Origin of the sequence: Shewanella electrodiphila, assembly GCF_023283985.1 — a bacterium.
GTDB classification, from domain to species: Bacteria; Pseudomonadota; Gammaproteobacteria; order Enterobacterales; family Shewanellaceae; genus Shewanella; species Shewanella electrodiphila.
The window spans coordinates 160,208-178,402 of the sequence record NZ_JAKIKU010000002.1 but is presented as its reverse complement, the minus strand read 5'-3'; the positions used below and the strand labels follow the sequence as shown (position 1 = coordinate 178,402).

Annotated in this window: 17 protein-coding genes; 1 reads left to right on the top strand and 16 read right to left on the bottom strand. The window is 40.8% G+C overall.

What is annotated here, in order from left to right; genetic code table 11:
• Window positions 1–63 precede the first annotated feature (63 nt).
• Window positions 64–1,596 (bottom strand): M17 family metallopeptidase, encoded by a 1,533-nt coding sequence (locus L2737_RS04350; RefSeq protein ID WP_229368973.1) that lies wholly within the window; start codon window positions 1,594–1,596, stop codon window positions 64–66.
• A gap of 238 nt (window positions 1,597–1,834) precedes the next feature.
• Between L2737_RS04350 and L2737_RS04345 the strand changes: the two genes are divergently transcribed.
• Entirely contained in the window at window positions 1,835–3,295 is a 1,461-nt protein-coding gene (locus L2737_RS04345) for an aminoacyl-histidine dipeptidase (protein WP_248954909.1), read from the top strand.
• Window positions 3,296–3,368: 73 nt separating this feature from the next.
• On the opposite strand, the gene dinB is transcribed toward L2737_RS04345, so the two are convergent.
• From dinB to L2737_RS04270, 15 genes are all read right to left on the bottom strand, one after another.
• Window positions 3,369–4,466, bottom strand: coding sequence for a DNA polymerase IV (gene dinB, locus L2737_RS04340; RefSeq protein WP_102528443.1), 1,098 nt, complete (start codon window positions 4,464–4,466; stop codon window positions 3,369–3,371).
• 326 nt (window positions 4,467–4,792) lie between these two features.
• A complete protein-coding gene (gene bfr, locus L2737_RS04335; protein WP_102528441.1) occupies window positions 4,793–5,260 on the bottom strand; it encodes a bacterioferritin in 468 nt (155 codons plus the stop codon).
• Between the two features lie 12 nt (window positions 5,261–5,272).
• On the bottom strand, window positions 5,273–5,743 hold the full coding sequence (gene bfr, locus L2737_RS04330) for a bacterioferritin (RefSeq protein WP_220751761.1): 471 nt from the start codon (window positions 5,741–5,743) through the stop codon (window positions 5,273–5,275).
• A gap of 393 nt (window positions 5,744–6,136) precedes the next feature.
• Window positions 6,137–6,358, bottom strand: a complete 222-nt coding sequence (gene nqrM / locus L2737_RS04325) for a (Na+)-NQR maturation NqrM (protein WP_102528439.1) — start codon at window positions 6,356–6,358, stop codon at window positions 6,137–6,139.
• Between the two features lie 72 nt (window positions 6,359–6,430).
• Window positions 6,431–7,444, bottom strand: a complete 1,014-nt coding sequence (locus L2737_RS04320; RefSeq protein ID WP_102528438.1) for an FAD:protein FMN transferase — start codon at window positions 7,442–7,444, stop codon at window positions 6,431–6,433.
• Between the two features lie 136 nt (window positions 7,445–7,580).
• The gene (gene nqrF / locus L2737_RS04315) at window positions 7,581–8,828 is read right to left on the bottom strand and encodes an NADH:ubiquinone reductase (Na(+)-transporting) subunit F (RefSeq protein WP_102528437.1); all 1,248 of its coding nucleotides are present in this window, start codon (window positions 8,826–8,828) and stop codon (window positions 7,581–7,583) included.
• Window positions 8,829–8,874: 46 nt separating this feature from the next.
• The gene (gene nqrE, locus L2737_RS04310; RefSeq protein ID WP_102528436.1) at window positions 8,875–9,483 is read right to left on the bottom strand and encodes an NADH:ubiquinone reductase (Na(+)-transporting) subunit E; all 609 of its coding nucleotides are present in this window, start codon (window positions 9,481–9,483) and stop codon (window positions 8,875–8,877) included.
• 5 nt (window positions 9,484–9,488) lie between these two features.
• A complete protein-coding gene (locus L2737_RS04305; protein ID WP_102528435.1) occupies window positions 9,489–10,121 on the bottom strand; it encodes an NADH:ubiquinone reductase (Na(+)-transporting) subunit D in 633 nt (210 codons plus the stop codon).
• Window positions 10,121–10,915 (bottom strand): Na(+)-translocating NADH-quinone reductase subunit C, encoded by a 795-nt coding sequence (locus tag L2737_RS04300; protein ID WP_229368978.1) that lies wholly within the window; start codon window positions 10,913–10,915, stop codon window positions 10,121–10,123. Before L2737_RS04300 ends, L2737_RS04305 begins: the two co-directional genes overlap by 1 nt.
• Window positions 10,905–12,107, bottom strand: coding sequence for an NADH:ubiquinone reductase (Na(+)-transporting) subunit B (locus L2737_RS04295; RefSeq protein WP_102528433.1), 1,203 nt, complete (start codon window positions 12,105–12,107; stop codon window positions 10,905–10,907). Before L2737_RS04295 ends, L2737_RS04300 begins: the two co-directional genes overlap by 11 nt.
• The gene (locus tag L2737_RS04290; protein WP_229368979.1) at window positions 12,107–13,441 is read right to left on the bottom strand and encodes a Na(+)-translocating NADH-quinone reductase subunit A; all 1,335 of its coding nucleotides are present in this window, start codon (window positions 13,439–13,441) and stop codon (window positions 12,107–12,109) included. Before L2737_RS04290 ends, L2737_RS04295 begins: the two co-directional genes overlap by 1 nt.
• A 430-nt stretch (window positions 13,442–13,871) precedes the next feature.
• Window positions 13,872–15,947 carry a TonB-dependent receptor gene (locus tag L2737_RS04285; RefSeq protein ID WP_248954908.1) on the bottom strand — a complete coding sequence of 692 codons (2,076 nt, stop codon included), beginning with the start codon at window positions 15,945–15,947 and terminating at the stop codon, window positions 13,872–13,874.
• A 195-nt stretch (window positions 15,948–16,142) separates the two neighbouring features.
• Window positions 16,143–16,652: an S-ribosylhomocysteine lyase gene (luxS, locus tag L2737_RS04280; protein WP_102528431.1), complete on the bottom strand. Its 510-nt coding sequence runs from the start codon at window positions 16,650–16,652 to the stop codon at window positions 16,143–16,145.
• A 307-nt stretch (window positions 16,653–16,959) separates the two neighbouring features.
• Window positions 16,960–17,259, bottom strand: coding sequence for a BolA family protein (locus L2737_RS04275; RefSeq protein WP_102528430.1), 300 nt, complete (start codon window positions 17,257–17,259; stop codon window positions 16,960–16,962).
• Between the two features lie 153 nt (window positions 17,260–17,412).
• On the bottom strand, window positions 17,413–18,051 hold the full coding sequence (locus L2737_RS04270; RefSeq protein ID WP_248954907.1) for an alpha-ketoglutarate-dependent dioxygenase AlkB family protein: 639 nt from the start codon (window positions 18,049–18,051) through the stop codon (window positions 17,413–17,415).
• Window positions 18,052–18,195: the final 144 nt, after the last annotated feature.

Genomic DNA, 18,195 nt, shown 5'->3' with positions numbered 1-18,195 from the left:
TTGTTACTTTCGCAACAAAGCCACTATATATTGTGCTCGGTTATTTTTTGAGCTACTAGAAGCTTACTTTATCGCATTATGTAATAAAGTTACCAAAGGTGATGCCGTCGGTTTTCCATACAAAGGGTGCCCTTCCGTTGCACTACCCGCAATGTCGATATGGGCAAATGGTAGCGGTGCAGCACTGTGACTGCCATGGTCGCCTAAACCAGAGGCATTAATAAGGAAAGCTGCTGGGTATTGATGACCACGGGCAGTAATGGCTGATGGACCATTATTAGATGACAGTAACTCACCTTGACCAGAAATGTTATTTACCTTAGCGAAATCATCATGACGTAAACGAGACAACTCAACCGATTCACCCCATAACTCAGCGACATCAGCAATTCCAGCGCCAATGCCCTGTGCTTTTGACACCGCATTTTCTACCACTGCAGTGTAACCACCGTAACAGCGCACCACATGGCCAGTTAAGGTAGCCACTGAAAATAATTGAGGATTAACTGCAGATGTGGCTTTTATTCTTAAATGCGATAATAAATCAGCGAGTACTAAACGCCCTTCTGCATCAGTATTACCAATTCTTACGCGCACACCTGCGTGGCTATTGATGATTTCATCAGGTACAAACGCATCACTACCAATGCTATTTCTGACTAAACCTAATTCTGCGATAACCCGAATACCTTTGGGTTTTAATAGAGATAAGGTTTTCATTAAGCCTGCAACTGCTGCAGCGCCGCCCTTATCACGGCTCATCCCAGCCATACCGCCAGCGACTTTGATATCTGCACCACCGGTATCGTATATAACCCCTTTACCAGCGAATAAAAATGTCTTCTCTATTTCACCTTCGCCAACGTATTCAACCTTTACAACACGAGGCTGATGCCTAGGTACACAAAATGATGCTCGACCAACTGCGCATAATAGCGGGTAGTCTCGTTCTAGCTCTTCTTGCTCATCCACCACTGAAACTGATAAACCACTGCCGTTAAAAGCATCGACACAATAATCAGCAAATGCAGGAGCTGCCATTCTTTCAGGTTCCGTGCCACATAAGTCACGAGCCAGCACCTTACCCGCTTCAACAGCATTGAGTAATTCACTGCAAGATTGAGTTACCAATAAACCAATCGCTGTCATTGCAGGCAATGTCTGTTCAGCTTCTCGGTACTCAAGGGATTGCCATAACTCTTGACCACATGCTAATGCCGAGACCTGTTGCGCATATTGATAACGCGTATCGCTATGTTGGCTTACCACCAATAATGGTTTTACCGCACCAGCAGCTTTTGCAATCGCAATCCCCTCACGTGCTGCCTTAGCAAACACAGTTACATCACTGTATTCGTTTTGTGCATTGAGCACTGGCGACACAATCAAACGCCCGCCAGCTAAGCCTGGCGCTAATAATAAGGTTGCGGTTTTACCAATTCTTTGATCAATTTGTTTGGCATGATTTGCCAGTAATTTGATTTCATCTTGTGCGATGACATCTAAATCTGAAGCAACAACAATAACGGCATCCCAGCCATTACCTTCGAAAATCGCATCATCACTTTGAACGTCTACTAGATCCACTTGAAACATGAGCCTTCCTTTTTAATCATTTTTATTTAGCTATGAACAGTTTGCCATTAAGCATTAAATAATAGCCAGTTTGCGCGGCCTAAGTATATAAATTTCAAATGACGACAGGGTTAATATTTATTTACATATATTTGCTATAACACAAACAATCAAATCGCCTCAGATCACAGTCTAACAGGCTTGATATGCTAGACTGTTTGCCATCTATTCCCACCTCAAAAACAATAAGGGAGTCTTCGTGACAGCGATCAATCAATTATATCCTCAGCCTTTATGGCAATGGTTTGAACAAATTTGTTCAATTCCACATCCATCAAAATTCGAACAAGCATTAAGTGAACACATACAACAGTGGGCTAAGTCAAAAAACTTAAGCGTTGTAGAAGATAAAGTGGGCAACCTCATCATTAAAAAACCCGCTTTTCCTGGCATGGAAAACCGCAAGGTTGTAGTTCTTCAGGCTCATATTGATATGGTTCCGCAAAAGAATGCTGATAAAGAGCATGATTTTGAAAAAGATCCGATTGAAGCTTATGTTGATGGTGAGTGGGTAAAAGCTAACGGTACAACGTTAGGTTCTGATAATGGTATTGGTATGGCTTCTGCTCTAGCAGTACTTGGCGCTGATGATATCAAGCATGGTCCATTAGAAGTATTACTGACCATTGATGAAGAAGCAGGAATGACTGGCGCTTTTGGTCTAGAAGCAGGCATGCTTGAAGCAGATATTTTAATTAATACTGACTCTGAGCAAGAAGGCGAAATCTACATGGGCTGCGCAGGCGGTGTTGACGCTCAATTAAGTGTGCCAATGTCATGGCAAGCTCCTGAGCAAACTAATGCCAGCTTTAGCCTAACTTTATCTGGACTAAAAGGTGGCCATTCAGGTGTAAACATCCACTTAGGTCGTGGTAATGCAAACAAGTTACTAGCACGCTTCTTATTTAGCTACGCCGATGAGCTCGCACTTGAGTTAGTTAACTTTACTGGCGGCTCACTACGTAATGCTATTCCACGTGAAGCCAACATCAGCTTTATGTTGCCTAGTGAAAACCAAACTAAGCTTGAACAAGCCATTACCGAGTTCCAGGCAATAGTGCGTGCAGAGTTATCGATTGCCGATCCTGACATGTTACTCACACTTGCTTCAATCGAGACTCCAGAAAAAGTCATGAGTGAAGATGCACAAAACACCTTGATCGACTTACTTCATGCTTGCCCTAATGGGGTAATGCGTATGAGTGATGAAGTTGAAGGCGTTACTGAAACATCATTGAATACTGGGGTTATTAGTACTGAAAATGAATCTGTTGAAGTGCTTTGCCTTATCCGTTCATTAATCGACTCAGGCCGCGTTGAAATTGAAACACAATTGACAGCACTCGCTAACCTTTCAGGTGCTAGCATCGAGTTATCTGGCGCTTACCCAGGCTGGAAGCCCGACAATAACTCTCCAGTGATGGCAATTGTTCGTGACACTTACAATGACATTTACAAAAAAGATCCAACCATCATGGTAATTCATGCGGGTCTTGAGTGTGGATTATTTAAAGAGCCTTATCCAACAATGGATATGGTTTCTATTGGCCCTACCATTCGTTATCCACATAGCCCTGATGAAATGGTTAACATCACAACCGTTGGCCAATATTGGGAACTGTTATTAGCAGTGCTAGAACGTATTCCTGCTAAAGGTTAATAAACTTAATCAGTACAAGACTAAAAGGCTGCCAATGGCAGCCTTTTTATTTGAATGGCGACCTTAAACTCTATTAGAAGTTTAAGTCCAGTTGCTCGCTATGCGTTAATGCCCCTTGAGACTCACTTGTTGAATGGCTAGCATCAGCCACAATATCAGCCAGTCCGACAGAAACACCCACTAATCGTATTCCTCTTCCATTTGACCGCTCTAGGGCTTGTGCCAGTAGGTCTTGAAACATGTTCACTGATATCTCGTCACTGCGATGTTCAATGGTGGTTTGTTTAAAGTCATTAAACTTCAACTTCACCACTTGTTTATGTATTTTTCTATCTTTAGCACTGCGGTTGACTCGAGCCAGCAATTCTTGGATCAACTGCGGCATCACATTATTACATTGCTCAAGAGTAAAAATATCCTGAGCCAGTGTGGTTTCGACTCCCACAGATTTACGAACTCTATTCGGGCTTATCTGACGATTATCGATACCTTGGGCTCGCTCTATTAATACTCGGCCAAATTTACCAAATCCCGCTATCAACTTTTCTTTTGGGTAATGTTGCACATCTTCACAGGTGTTTAAGCCTAATGCAGCTAATTTAGCAGAGGTCACTTTGCCTACGCCGGGAATTTTATTTAAGGTTAACGGTTTTACAAACTCAGCAATGGCACCAGGAGGGATAACATATTGACCATTGGGCTTATTCAAATCTGAAGCAATTTTGGCAAGAAACTTAATCGGTGCCACACCTGCTGATGCTGTCAGCCCAGTGACCTCAAATATTTCCTGGCGAATGGCTTGTGCAATCAAGGTCGCACTGCCCTTACATTGCTCACAATCTGTGACATCAAGGTAGGCTTCATCTAATGACAGTGGCTCGACTAAGTCGGTATAACGGTGGAAAATTTCTCTAATTTGAACAGATACAGATTTATATACATCCATTCGACCGGGGACTAGGGTAAGGTCGGGGCAAAGCTTAAGCGCGTGATAACTCGACATAGCAGAACGTACGCCAAACTCACGAGCCTCATAATTACAGGTACTAATAACCCCTCTTCGATCGCTTCTTCCACCCACAGCAAGTGGTTTGCCGAGCAGCTCAGGAAAATCGCGCATTTCCACTGCGGCAAAGTAACAATCCATATCGATATGAATAATTTTTCGCATAGATGAAGTCATTTAAAATCTAGAATCAAGGTTAATTTTTACTGTTTTATAATCATGGCATAATTATCGATAACGAAACCCGTAAGTTGAATTCGCATGCTGTTGAGTAAGTAACGACTACAAGTACGTATGAGTAAAGAATAGCTAAAACTTAATTCGAAGTACACTAAATACTGTATATAAAAACAGTACCGACAATCATAGGGCTAAAAATAGTCCTGATGGGACTCTTTACAAGAGGGCTTGCGCGCACAAAACACCAGACACAAAAAAGCCCAAGCTGTTATTAAACAGTTGGGCTTTAACAATAAAACAATTTAAATAGATTACATTTTTGTTTGTAGGTAGTTTTGTAAACCAACGCGATCAATGAGTCGAATTTGCTTCTCTAACCAATACATGTGATCTGATTCAGTATCGTCTAATAACACTTCTAAGATTTCACGAGTTTGGAAATCTTCTTTAGCTTCACACAAAGCGATAACTTCACGTAAATGGTCAGCCACGGCATATTCGTAGTTCAGGTCGTTTTTCAGCATTTCTTCAACATCTTTACCAATGTTTAGTGCTTCACGACTTGCGACATCTGGGGTTCCTTCTAGGAACAAAATGCGCTGAACTAGCTTAGCAGCATGAGCTTTCTCATCATCAGACTCATGAAGGATGCGAGTATAAAGCTCGTCAAATCCCCAATCTTCATACATGTGAGCATGTACAAAATACTGATCCATTGCCGACAATTCACCGGTTAATAGTGCATTCAGCGCTGCAATTACTTCTGGATTACCTTTCATGTTAATTTCCTATTAATCTTTAATTTGTGATTGAAGGTAGTTTTGAATACCCGTTTGATTGATTAGCTCTTTTTGAGACTCAATCCAATCTAGGTGCTCTTCTTCATCTTCGAGTAAATCTTCTAATAAATCGCGGCTAACATAATCACGTTCAGCTTCACAAAGCTTGATAGTCTCACGCAATACCACTAACTGTTCTGTTAGCGCTTGCTCATCACAATCAAGCATTTCTTCACAATGCTCACCAATCCGTAATTTATCTAACTGCTGAAGGTTAGGTAAGCCTTCTAAAAACAAAACACGCTCAATCAACTTGTCAGCATGTTTCATATCTTGAATCGATTTTTTGTATTCCTTTTCATTAAGGTTTTCTAAACCCCAATGTTTAAACATGCGTGCATGTAAGAAATATTGGTTGATTGCAGTTAGCTCGCAAGTCAAAACACGGTTTAACTGACTAATTACTTTTGGATGGCCTTTCATGATTTTGTCCTTTAAATGCAAGATTGATCTGGATCAATTTCCAACAGAATAGTACATACAATAAAAAAATACAAATATCCTTTAAAATCATAAGCTTAGTTAGTGATAATCATTATCATTACAACTTAGGTTATTAACTAGGTTTAACTATGCGTAAGTTACGTTAACTTCAATAGAATCACCCTTCTAGCTAAATAGGTAATATATTTCACCTGCATCAAATCACAAAATTAGTCGAAAATGTTACCTAAAAAGAGTTTTGTAAATTTTGTATCTAATACAATAATGCCATTATATTGGCCAATGATGACAACAAAAAAGCCCAATGAATTATTTATTCAATGGGCTTTATTGATATCAATTTAAGAGCAAGTTGACGCTCTAATCAGATGATTAAATAATCCGATTTTGATTTAGTTTAGCTTCACGTTCTGATTCAGCCATTCGGCGTTTACGCTTATCACATGGGTCATCGCAGTCACAGGCTTTTTCAATACCTAATACACCTAAACCACCGCAACTACCTTCAACCGCTTTTCTTTTAATAATATAGCCAATAGACATCAATAGAAAAAATAATAACAACACAACGAACGCTGCAATAAAGGTACTCATAATATTCTCCAACAATTACTTCTAATCGGCAAAAATCGCTAAATAATCCACAAACAACGCATAATAAAACGCTTACTGAATATATGGTGCGTAAGCTTCACTGTAAAAAACTTCGTATTGATCGCCATCTTTTTCAATTAACATCACAGGCAAATGCTCATCATGGGCTAACGCTAATGATGCTTCAGTGCCTAACACCATCATTGCAGTCGCATATGCATCCGCTGTCATGCTGCTTGGATGTAATACTGTCGCTGAGGCTAGCTTATGCTTAATTGGATAGCCAGTACGTGGGTCAATTAAGTGCGAAAAACGCTCGCCATTCTCTTCATAATATATACGGTAGTCACCCGATGTCGCCAACGCCATGTCACCAGGCTCAACAACTTGCTGAACAGAGGCTCCTTCTGACGACGGCTTCTCGACCGCTATACGCCAAGGCGCACCGTCATCTTTAACACCTTTAACGCTAATTTCACCGCCAATCTCAACAAGATAACCTTTAACTTGATACTTATTTAAAAGTTGCGCTATTTTATCAACACCGTAGCCTTTTGCTAATGAAGATAAATCCACATATAAGTCAGGATTGGTTTTTGTTAGTTTTAAACCATTAATAGTAAAACCGCTAATATCGGCTTTTGCTTTCACTCTATCAATCGTTTCTTTACTCGGGATCTCGGTTGGACGCTTATTAGGACCAAAGCCCCATAAATTAACCAACGGCCCTAATGTAATATCTAAAGCGCCACCGGTCACATCATAAAGTCTTAACCCTTCTTTAAATACTGTCATTGTATCTTGTGAAACGGTAATACTCTGATTAATCCCTAGCTGATTAAATTTAGATAATTCAGATTTCGGTCGGTAAGTCGACATTTGGTCATTGACTAGCTCAAGCGCAATATCGATTTCAGCTTGCAGTAATTGTGTCGTTGGTAATTGCTCATTTCTAACGACTTTAATATGGTAAGTCGTGCCCATAGTTTTACCGGCAAGCGATACCATCTTATCTTCAGTCCCGCATGCTGTGAGTAAAAATACAACGAGGGTAACTGCAATCGAATTTATAGAAATCTTTATCATCTCAAACTTAAAAATTAGTAATATCTAAAATAAAAAATTGCAGCTTACTAACTAGAGTGACCTCCGTGTCAGCGAGCTGCAATTCATGACGTTCAATGTCTTATAGTGTAATTGCTAATCTATGTTGATTAACGCATTAGCCACCAAAGTCATCGAGTAAGATGTTTTCATCTTCAACACCTAGGTCTTTAAGCATACCAATTACGGCAGCATTCATCATTGGAGGTCCACACATGTAGAACTCACAATCTTCTGGTGCATCATGGTCACGTAAGTAGTTTTCGTACAATACGTTATGAATGAATCCAGTATAGCCATCCCAGTTATCTTCTTCTTGCGGATCAGATAATGCAACATGCCATTCAAAGTTTTCATTGGTCGATGCTAGTCCGTCGAAATCTTCAACGTAGAACATTTCACGTTTAGAACGTGCACCATACCAGAAACTCATCTTACGCTTAGAGTTTAAACGCTTAAGTTGATCGAAGATGTGTGAGCGCATTGGGGCCATACCAGCACCACCACCAACGAATACCATTTCAGCATCAGTCTCTTTAGCGAAGAACTCACCAAATGGGCCCGAGATAGTGACTTTATCACCTTCTTTAAGACTCCAAATGTACGATGACATCTTACCACAAGGTAAGGTTAAATTACGCGGAGGTGGCGTAGCAATACGCACGTTCAACATAATAATACCAAACTCTTCAGGGTAGTTAGCCATTGAGTAAGCACGAATCGTCTCATCATCAACTTTTGATTCTAAGTTGAAGAAACCAAAGTGCTCCCAGTCGCCACGATATTCAGCAGGAACATCAAAGTCCGCATACTTAACATGGTGAGCAGGTGCTTCAATTTGAATGTAACCACCGGCGCGGAAAGGAACTGATTCATCACCAGGAATTTGCAGCTTAAGTTCTTTAATGAACGTCGCTTTGTTATCGTTAGAGATAACTTCACATTCCCACTTCTTAATACCGAAGATTTCTTCATCAAGTTCGATATCCATGTCAGTTTTTACATTTACCTGACAGGCTAAACGACAACCTTGACGAGCTTCACCTTTACTAATGTGATCAAGTTCTGTTGGAAGAATATCACCACCACCAGACTTAATATTAACGCGACACTGACCACATGAGCCACCGCCACCACAGGCACTAGATACGAAAATACCGTTATCAGCTAATGCGCCAAGTAACTTACTGCCCGCACCTGTTTTAATTGCTTTTTCGCTATCATCATTGATTGAGATAGTGATATCACCGCTTGCAACCAACTTAGATTTAGCGAATAGAATCACTAAAACCAAGATTAAAACGATTGCAGTAAACATACTCACACCTAGATAAACATCTATTGGAGTAGCGTTAAGAATATCCATTAAACTTATCCTTTAAGGTTCAAAGTAATACGTCGCTGGGTATCTCTTAAAGAGATACACCCGAGAACGACATGAAACCTAGCGCCATTAAACCTGAAGTGATGAAGGTAATACCTAAACCACGAAGACCATTTGGCACATCAGAATACTTCATTTTCTCACGAAGACCGGCTAGCAATACAATCGCTAATGCCCAACCAATACCAGAGCCAATCCCGAATACTAAACTTTCACTTAGGTTGTAATCACGCTCAACCATGAATGAAACAGCACCAAAAATTGCACAGTTTACGGTGATCAAAGGTAAGAAAATACCTAACGCGTTATACAAAGGTGGAAAGTACTTGTCTAAAGCCATTTCCAAAATTTGTACTAATGCTGCGATAACACCAATGAAGGTAATGAACTTCAAGAAGCTCAAATCTGCATCAGGAACACCAGCCCAAGCAAGTGCGCCTGGCGCTAATAAACCTTGATAGATGATTTGGTTTACAGGTACTGAAATCGCAAGTACGAAAATAACTGCTACACCAAGGCCCATTGCAGTTGTGACTTTCTTAGATACAGCTAGGAAAGTACACATACCCAAGAAGAAGGCCAACGCCATGTTCTCAATGAATATCGAACGAATTAACAGACTAATATAATGTTCCATTGCGCTTACCCTTTTGCTTCTACTTGCTCTGGCTTATAAGTACGGATAACCCAGATCAAAATGCCGATCAAGAAGAACGCACTAGGAGGAAGAAGTAACAAGCCATTAGGCTGGTACCAACCACCGTCAGAGATTTTGCTTAGGATTTCCACGCCAAATAATGAACCGTTACCAAATAGCTCACGGAAGAAGCCAACTGATAATAGGATTGCACCGTAGCCTAGGCCATTACCGATACCATCCATGAAGCTCATTAAAGGTGGTGTTTTCATCGCATAGGCTTCTGCACGACCCATTACAATACAGTTAGTAATAATCAAACCAACGAATACTGATAATTGCTTCGCAACGTCATAGGCGTAAGCTTGCAATACTTGGTCAACCACAATTACTAACGAAGCAATAATGGTCATCTGCACAATAATACGAACACTGCTTGGAATGTGATTACGTAAAATCGAAATAAATAAATTCGAGAATGCGGTAACCACTGTCAATGCTAATGTCATTACGATGGCAGTTTCCATTTTAGCGGTTACTGCTAGCGCACTACATACACCCAGAATTTGCAAAGCAATCGGGTTGTTATTAATGATAGGTCCGGTCAGAACCTGTTTAAGTTCTTTAGCATCAGCCATTAGCTAAGTCCTCCATTGCGTGCTTTTTCAATAAAGCGTGCAAAACCTTCTTCACCTAACCAGAACGTTAGTGAGTACTGAACACCGTTACTCGTTAGTGTCGCACCAGATAATGCGTCAACACCGTGGACTGAAGATGCGATAGTAGGGATCTTTGTCACTTGAATGGCTAGCTCGCCATTGTCGTCATAAAGTTTCTTACCTTGCCACTTAGCAACCCATTGTGGGTTTTGAACTTCACCACCTAGACCTGGGGTTTCACCAGAACCAGTAAAGTCGTAATACACTAAGCTACGAATTGTATTCATATCAGGTTCAACGGCTAAGAAAGCAAACATGGTTGACCATAAACCGTAGCCTTTAACAGGAATAATCACGGTTTGTAGTTCGTTGCTGTCATCTTTAACAAGATAAACAACACCCTGGTTTGCTACGCGCTTAACTGATGCAATATCGTTTTCAGGTTTGAAAGACGTTGCAGGAGTACGTGCTGCTTTTTCAACATCAAAAGTATCCGCATCACCTTCTACGAAGTCACCTGTTTTTAAATCAACAAGGCGAGCTTCAACGTACTTATTGTACTTTTCGATGATAACGTCTTTCTCTACTTTGCCAGCCTTAGTATCAACTAAACCAGCAGCTTCAAGAATGTACTTTTGCTTATCTAATAACTTATTTTGCTGTTGAGTCGGCTTTAATAACACTGCTGCCGTCGAAACGAACATTGAGCAGACAAAGCACAGACCGACAACAACAAATAATGTTTTGCCGATTGATTCTTTATTACTGGCCACGTGAAATCCTCCGCTTAACATTTGCTTGAACCACAAAATGGTCAAATAATGGTGCGAATAAGTTAGCGAATAGAATTGCTAACATCATGCCTTCTGGGAATGCTGGGTTAATAACACGAATAAAGACAGCCATGGCACCAATCAATAAACCATAAGCCCATTTCGCATTGTTAGTAAATGACGCTGAAACTGGGTCAGTTGCCATAAACATCATACCGAATGCAAAGCCACCTAAAACAAGGTGCCAATACCAAGGCGTTGCAAACATTGCATTGGTGTCACTTCCGATGACATTAAGCAGTGTTGACACTGCAATCATACCGAGTAAAACACCTGCAATAATGCGCCAAGATGCAATACGAGTATAAACAATCACCGCGCCGCCTAATAAGATAGCGAACGTAGAAACTTCACCGACAGAACCTGGAATGAAACCAAAGAAAGCATCCCACCAGTCTTGAGTGATACCGTATTCTAATGTGCCCTGTGCAGCTTGACTCAGTGCAGTTGCACCAGAGTAGCCATCAGCAACAACCCAAGACGTGTCACCTGACATGTTTAATGGGTAAGCAAAGAATAGGAAAGCACGACCAGCTAGTGCAGGGTTTAAGAAGTTACGACCTGTACCACCGAACACTTCTTTAGCAACAACAACACCGAAGGTAATACCTAGTGCAACCATCCATAAAGGAATTGTTGCTGGCAGTGTGAGCGCAAAAAGAATCGAGGTAACAAAGAAACCTTCGTTAACTTCATGGCCACGTACAGAAGCAAATAATACTTCCCAGAAGCCACCAACCGCAAAGGTCACAGCGTAGATAGGTAAGAACCAACAGGCACCGTACCACATCAAGGCCGCGATGCCAGAGTCTGCTGTTAGCTCAGTACCGAATAAGCTAAATAGGCTGACTTGCCATACATCAGGAGTAGCAAAACCAGCAATAAGCGCATCTTGAGCTTGTAAGCCAACGTTGTACATACCAAAGAACATTGCAGGGAAAGTACACGCCCAAACCGTAATCATCATACGCTTAAGGTCAAGGTTATCACGCACATGCGTGCTACCTTTGTTTACTTTACCTGGAGTGTAAAACACAGTCGCAGCCGCTTCATAAAGGGCGTACCACTTTTCGTACTTACCGCCTTTTTCAAATTGCGGTTCAATACGCTCGATAAAATCTTTCAAGCTCATTAGCCTTCCCTCTCGATCGTATCTAAACAATCACGCAGGTATGTACCGTAGTCATACTTGCCTGGACATACGAAGGTACATAATGCCAAGTCTTCTTCGTCTAGCTCTAATGCACCCAGTGCAGCTGCACCATCGTAATCACCAGAAACTAAATCGCGAAGTAACATTGTCGGTAAGATGTCTAACGGAACAACACGTTCATAGTTACCAATCGGTACCATTGCACGGTCAGAACCACCAGTACTTGTGGTCATGTTGAACAGACCAGTACGGTTTAAGTGACCTAAGAATGCACGAGTGATAGAGAACTTATCGCTGCCAGGCATAGCCCAACCGAATAATTCTTTTTCATTACCTTCAAGCAACAAACTAATTTGTTGATGGTAACGACCAAGGTAAGCGTGAGGACCTGCAGCTTGACGACCACTTAATACTGAACCTGAGATAACACGAACGGTATTACCTTCAATTTCACCAGCAGTAAGTTCGTTAGTGCTTGCACCTAAAACCGTACGAACGAGACGAGGGTTCTTAGCTTGTGGGCCACCAATAGCAACAACACGTTGAGTGTTAAGTTCGCCTTGGGTAAATAGCTGACCGATTGCAATCACATCTTGATAGCCAACATGCCACACAGTACGTGTTGCAGATGCAGGAAGTAAGTTATGTATATGAGTACCCACAAGGCCTGCCGGATGTTTACCAGCAAACTCTTCAACTTGAGCATTCCCAGTAGGAATATCTGCACCAGGCGCTTTAGCAATGAACACTTTGCCTTCAGTTAATTTTGCAAGCAGGGTTAAACCGTTTGCGAAATCTTCTTTATGCTCAGCAATCACAATTGCAGGATCTGCAGCTAGTGGTTGGGTATCTATAGCGGTGACGAAAATACCAGCGGCGACAGAGTCAACTGCAGGTACTTTACTGAAAGGGCGAGTACGCAAAGCTGTCCATAGACCTGATTCAATCAAGTTCTCTTTGACAACAGCTGCATCTAACGTGTTTAACGCATCAGCACTGTATTGAGTAAAGCTGACTTTGTCGTCACCTTCCACTTCAATAACAACTGACTGAAGTACACGTTTAGCACCCCGGTTAATTTCTAATACAGTCCCACTAGCTAAAGCAGTATATTTTACACCTAGGTTTTTTTTATCTTCAAAAATAACCTGGCCTTTCTTAACTTTTTCGCCAACCTTGATTTTCATCGTTGGACGTAAGCCAATATACTCTTCACCCAAAGTGGCGACATTCTTAATGGCTGGGCCATTATGGATAACTTGCTCTGGGCCACCTGCTAGAGGTAGTTCCAATCCTTTCTTTATTGTAATCATATCCACAAGCACTACGTTTGAAGGAAAGACAATGCGCCGCGTTCCTACCCAAAAAATACAAAGTGTTAACAAACACTTCAGTGTTGAGCTAGCGCAGATTTATCACGGAAATGCGATCGCAATCACGCTGGTCGCGCGCATTTTACCTCAAAATGTGCGCTATCGCCACGAAAATAATAGGTGATTGAAATTTTTGATTGTTCATTTTTAAACAATTACACCTATTTAGGGTGTGGAATAGACTGATATCACGCGATTCGATGCAATAATCCAGCAACATGAGCACTATAGCATTAATTTTAAAAGAATTAATAGAGGAAGTGGTTTATCTATTTGTTAACATTTGTAGCAGTTAGTATGGGCTAATTAAGCCCATACTAAAGCACTTTTAAAACAGTAAGCTAGGTAATATAGAAGGGATTGTATTTTTTTAGAAACGTGCTTGATAGCCGAAATATGTCAACATCTCACCTTGAGCATTAATGCCTAAAGTAGACTGTTGACTCACTAAATCCTCATCAAGTACATTTTCTATACGTAAATACACTTCATGCACAGTAGAAATATGATAATTAGCGGCAATATCGACTTTCCATTGCCCGTCAATTTGTTCTCCACCATTAAATGCTGTCGCATATCCTAGCTCTGACTGATAAAGCCCTTGGGCCATAAAACTAAACGCTCCAACAATAACACCACCACTAATGGCTAATTGCTGCTCAGGCACCCAAGGCAATTGTTCGCCTTTCACATATAAACCAATTAAGTCGTTAACACCTGATTCACCAAATTCAGCCTGGCTATACTGGTATTGAACGCTCAACGGAATGGAGAAACTCTCGAAAGCAAATTGGTAATCGGCAGATAAATCGACGCCATTAACACTCACGTCTTCAATATTTTCTTGCACATAACGCTGAGAATAGTCACATGCCATACTCCACATACAGCTAATGTGCTGATTATCGAAGTCTTGCATATAAAGATTTACACCGAGATTAAGCGAGTCTGTCTGGTAAGTTAACCCAAGTTGATAATGCATTGACTCTTGCGCTTGTTGACTGGCATTGCCTGCAGAAGCTGCACTCCATGCTTGTTTCGCTGCAAGTGCCGCTTTCCAAGCGCCTGTAGTATAGGCAATTTCAAGTGATGGTATCCAACCGTCATCAGAGAAGTCTGCGGCTTCAATGCCATATGCTTCAACACTGACTTCACGAGTGGTACTGACATTTTCAAACGCCAACCCTAAGTTAAATGATAAAGCGCCATAATTTAATTTAGCATCGGCTGTAGTGGTAAACACATTCACATCATCAACATACGCCATTACAGCTTTATCTACATTGACACTGGAAAGACTTCTATCGTCACTCCATAACCAATCTTGTTGACCAAATTTCATTTCAGCTTTATCTGAATGATACAGGGCACCGTAAGTTACTTGATGCTCACCATACTGACTCGTTCCTTCAGTTTGCAGCCCATAACCAGCATAGTGATTATCTTCTAACATAGAAGAAAGATTATTGCTTCCAACTGGGTTGGTATCAAAGTCAGCGATGGCTTGCAACTCAGTCAAACCAATAAAGTTACCGTCTAATGTATTAAGCTGCGCTTTTTTCTCATCATAGGACTGGTAATAAAAGTCTGACACCATTTGAGTGCCACCAGTTAAATCAACGATATGGCTAACTTGGTACTTGTGACGCTGGCCTTCTTGCTGATCATTTTGCGTCGCAGAATATCGAGTACCTGGATTCGTTCCCCAGTCTTGCGCTGTTAAGCCCACATTTGAATAACCGCTATCAGAGTCAGTGTACTGGTACATAAATTCGGTTTGCTGCGGATTACGCGCGCCAACTAAGCTATCAGCATTAATTTTAAACATAATGTCAGTTTGCGTTTGCTCATTATCAAAGCCGCTAACAAAACCGACTTCTTCAGCTGTGTTTTGATAATCCACCGCTAACATCATGCCGTATTCTTTATTCAATCCGCTGGCAATTGCACCTACGTGGCCATCACCATTTTCATTGATTTCAATATTTGCCTTACCGCCCAATTCATTTGGACTAATCTGCGCAGTCGTGTAATTAACATGACCAAAAGATCCCATGCCGCCTTTGGCCACATCTGTGAGAGTTAAAGCTGATATTTTACTTTGTAGCGCTAAATTAGGCTGAAGTACAAGCTGAGGTGCTGCATAAGGAGAAGGAGAAAAACTAACACGATCTTGTGTAATAGCAATACCACTCATTGCGCCGCGGTGAGTAACTGCTGTCGCCTGTCCTTGACTGCTAGGCAACACTGTCATTCCTGAAAAAGCTAGCGGAATGGTGCTATCTCGATAATGCAGCGGAGCCGTCTGAGGCTGGGTTAGCACAACAGTATTGTTCGACTCATCCATTGAGGCAGTAACGGATGTTCCAGCAAAACTAGAACCTGAATGGCAAACAAAAAGCACAGCTGAAGCAATTACAGACAAGCTGAATTGGCTTTTAGACATGATTAACTCCCAAAATACATCATCAGCATCGTTATATTCGATGCTTTATTGTTATAAATAACGTCCTATTATCAACTGATAACAATAACGTTTTCACACAAATAAGAACAGTATTTTAATAATTAATTAACCTCATAAAAACAAAGCGGCCGAAGCCGCTTTTGATAAATCTATGCTGTTTGCAAATTAAAACCGTTAAAGCGTTCCTAAAATATCATCGCTTAATTTCAAATCATCGTTACGATTGACGCTGACGCCTGCTGCGATAATAGCGCGAGCTATATCTTGAGCTTGTTCAAGTGAATGCATCTCAAATGTACCGCATTGGTATTCATTTAATTCAGGAATTTCAGTTTGCTCAACCACATTAAGCACATCTTCCATTGCAGCTAACCACGCATCTGCAACCATACGCTCTGATGGCACACCAATTAAACTCATGTAAAAGCCAGTACGACAACCCATTGGCGAGATATCAATAATCTCAACACTGTCACCATTTAAATGATCACGCATAAAGCCTGCAAATAAATGCTCTAAGGTATGAATGCCACGTTCACTCAAAATATCTTTATTCGGCGCACAAAAACGTAAGTCAAATACCGTAATGGTGTCACCTTTAGGTGTACTCATATGCTTAGCAACACGAACAGCCGGCGCGTCCATGCGTGTATGGTCAACGGTAAAACTATCAAGTAAAGGCATTACACATTCCTTAAGGTTGGCAAATAATCTGCTTGGCATCATAGCATCAAAATAAAATGCGAACAGCTAAGCAAACCATTGAAGATATCCATGCATATCACCTTCCAATGACAAGCTTATGACAATCGGTCAAACTTGAACCGCCCCATGGCTATTCATTGTAATTATTGATTGGGGTGATGCCGTCAAAATATAAGGCAATTAATGTGGTAATTGAAGAAGGTAAATTGGAGGCAATAAAAAACCCCATCCGCTGATGAGGTTTAAGAATAACTAACGTATTTTCACTGTATGACACAGTAAAAAACTAGCCTTTACAGTTCGGCGTTTTAGGCACTGTATCAAGGGCCTTCCACTCTTCTTGAGTATAAGCATTAATTGATAATGCATGAACACCATTAGCTAACTCTTCAGCTAAAACGCCGTTTACCGCGCGATGACGGGATATAAGACGTTGAGATTCAAACTCATCACTCACGACTACAACTTTAAAGTGTGTCTCAGAGTTTGGTGGTACATGATGACGATTACTTTCATTAAGTACGTCTAAATGGATTGGGCTAAAAGACTGGTTCAGTTTTTGGGTTATCACTTGTTCAACTGACATAACAAACTCTTTTTATCTACAATCTGAAAGGTTGAAGACTACTGTTTAACGTTTCAAAAATCAAACCGACATAAATTCAATAAGACATGTTTGGCAAAAAATGCTGACAATGCAAGCTTGCTCACTTTTTAACCCTAATTATTAACTTGAAAATTACTCATGAAAACCAACAACTAATTTGCGAAATGTAAGATTAATTCTCGGTTCAGACACTTTTAGGCGTTTTGGCACACTATGCTGCCAATTTTGCTGCATATCACCATGCATGATTAATAAATCACCAGAGTGCAATGTAATCGTCAGCTTTTGCTGAGTAGCTTTGTGCCTTAATACAAAATCTCTACTTGCACCAAGGCTTATCGACACTATGTCACTATTGGGCTCGATTTCTGGCTCATCATCACTGTGCCAACCCATGCTATCTGAACCATTTTGATAGCGATTTACTAATACGCCATTAGTATTTACATTAAGTTGCTGCTGCAATTGGTTTCTTAAGCTCAATAATCCTTGCGGCCAAGGTGTCGGGGTTATCAGTAAGGATGAATACTGATAGGCACACCCATCATCAGCAAACCATACCTGTTTACGCGGAATAGGATGCTGTTTACCAAATACAGTAACCATAGGCTGTGCAAAAGGATACGTTAACGATTCAGTTAATAGCGCTTGCTGTTGCTGCAAGTTCAAAAACGTTTTAATTAACGTTACAGGTGCGATAGCTTGCTCAGACCTAGGACTGACATTTTTAAGCTCTTCTTTTGGTAATAGCCCTAAACCTAGCTGTTTCATCTCACTTTACCTATTGATTTATCGCATGTTTAATTTTGACAAGCTCACCTTTGTGACTAATCCTTAAGTATGCAAACAAGGTTTATTACATAATTTTAATATTCAGTATCACTTTATTATGAGAACCTAAAATCAATAAAGCAT

Excerpts from the sequence above, each read along its gene's own strand:
- L2737_RS04350 (WP_229368973.1), bottom strand. The coding sequence starts at position 1,596 with ATGTTTCAAGTGGATCTAGTAGACGTTCAAAGTGATGATGCGATTTTC.
- dinB (WP_102528443.1), bottom strand. The coding sequence starts at position 4,466 with ATGCGAAAAATTATTCATATCGATATGGATTGTTACTTTGCCGCAGTG.
- bfr (WP_102528441.1), bottom strand. The coding sequence starts at position 5,260 with ATGAAAGGTAATCCAGAAGTAATTGCAGCGCTGAATGCACTATTAACC.
- bfr (WP_220751761.1), bottom strand. The coding sequence starts at position 5,743 with ATGAAAGGCCATCCAAAAGTAATTAGTCAGTTAAACCGTGTTTTGACT.
- nqrM (WP_102528439.1), bottom strand. The coding sequence starts at position 6,358 with ATGAGTACCTTTATTGCAGCGTTCGTTGTGTTGTTATTATTTTTTCTA.
- L2737_RS04320 (WP_102528438.1), bottom strand. The coding sequence starts at position 7,444 with ATGATAAAGATTTCTATAAATTCGATTGCAGTTACCCTCGTTGTATTT.
- nqrF (WP_102528437.1), bottom strand. The coding sequence starts at position 8,828 with ATGGATATTCTTAACGCTACTCCAATAGATGTTTATCTAGGTGTGAGT.
- nqrE (WP_102528436.1), bottom strand. The coding sequence starts at position 9,483 with ATGGAACATTATATTAGTCTGTTAATTCGTTCGATATTCATTGAGAAC.
- L2737_RS04305 (WP_102528435.1), bottom strand. The coding sequence starts at position 10,121 with ATGGCTGATGCTAAAGAACTTAAACAGGTTCTGACCGGACCTATCATT.
- L2737_RS04295 (WP_102528433.1), bottom strand. The coding sequence starts at position 12,107 with ATGAGCTTGAAAGATTTTATCGAGCGTATTGAACCGCAATTTGAAAAA.
- L2737_RS04290 (WP_229368979.1), bottom strand. The coding sequence starts at position 13,441 with ATGATTACAATAAAGAAAGGATTGGAACTACCTCTAGCAGGTGGCCCA.
- L2737_RS04285 (WP_248954908.1), bottom strand. The coding sequence starts at position 15,947 with ATGTCTAAAAGCCAATTCAGCTTGTCTGTAATTGCTTCAGCTGTGCTT.
- luxS (WP_102528431.1), bottom strand. The coding sequence starts at position 16,652 with ATGCCTTTACTTGATAGTTTTACCGTTGACCATACACGCATGGACGCG.
- L2737_RS04275 (WP_102528430.1), bottom strand. The coding sequence starts at position 17,259 with ATGTCAGTTGAACAAGTGATAACCCAAAAACTGAACCAGTCTTTTAGC.
- L2737_RS04270 (WP_248954907.1), bottom strand. The coding sequence starts at position 18,051 with ATGAAACAGCTAGGTTTAGGGCTATTACCAAAAGAAGAGCTTAAAAAT.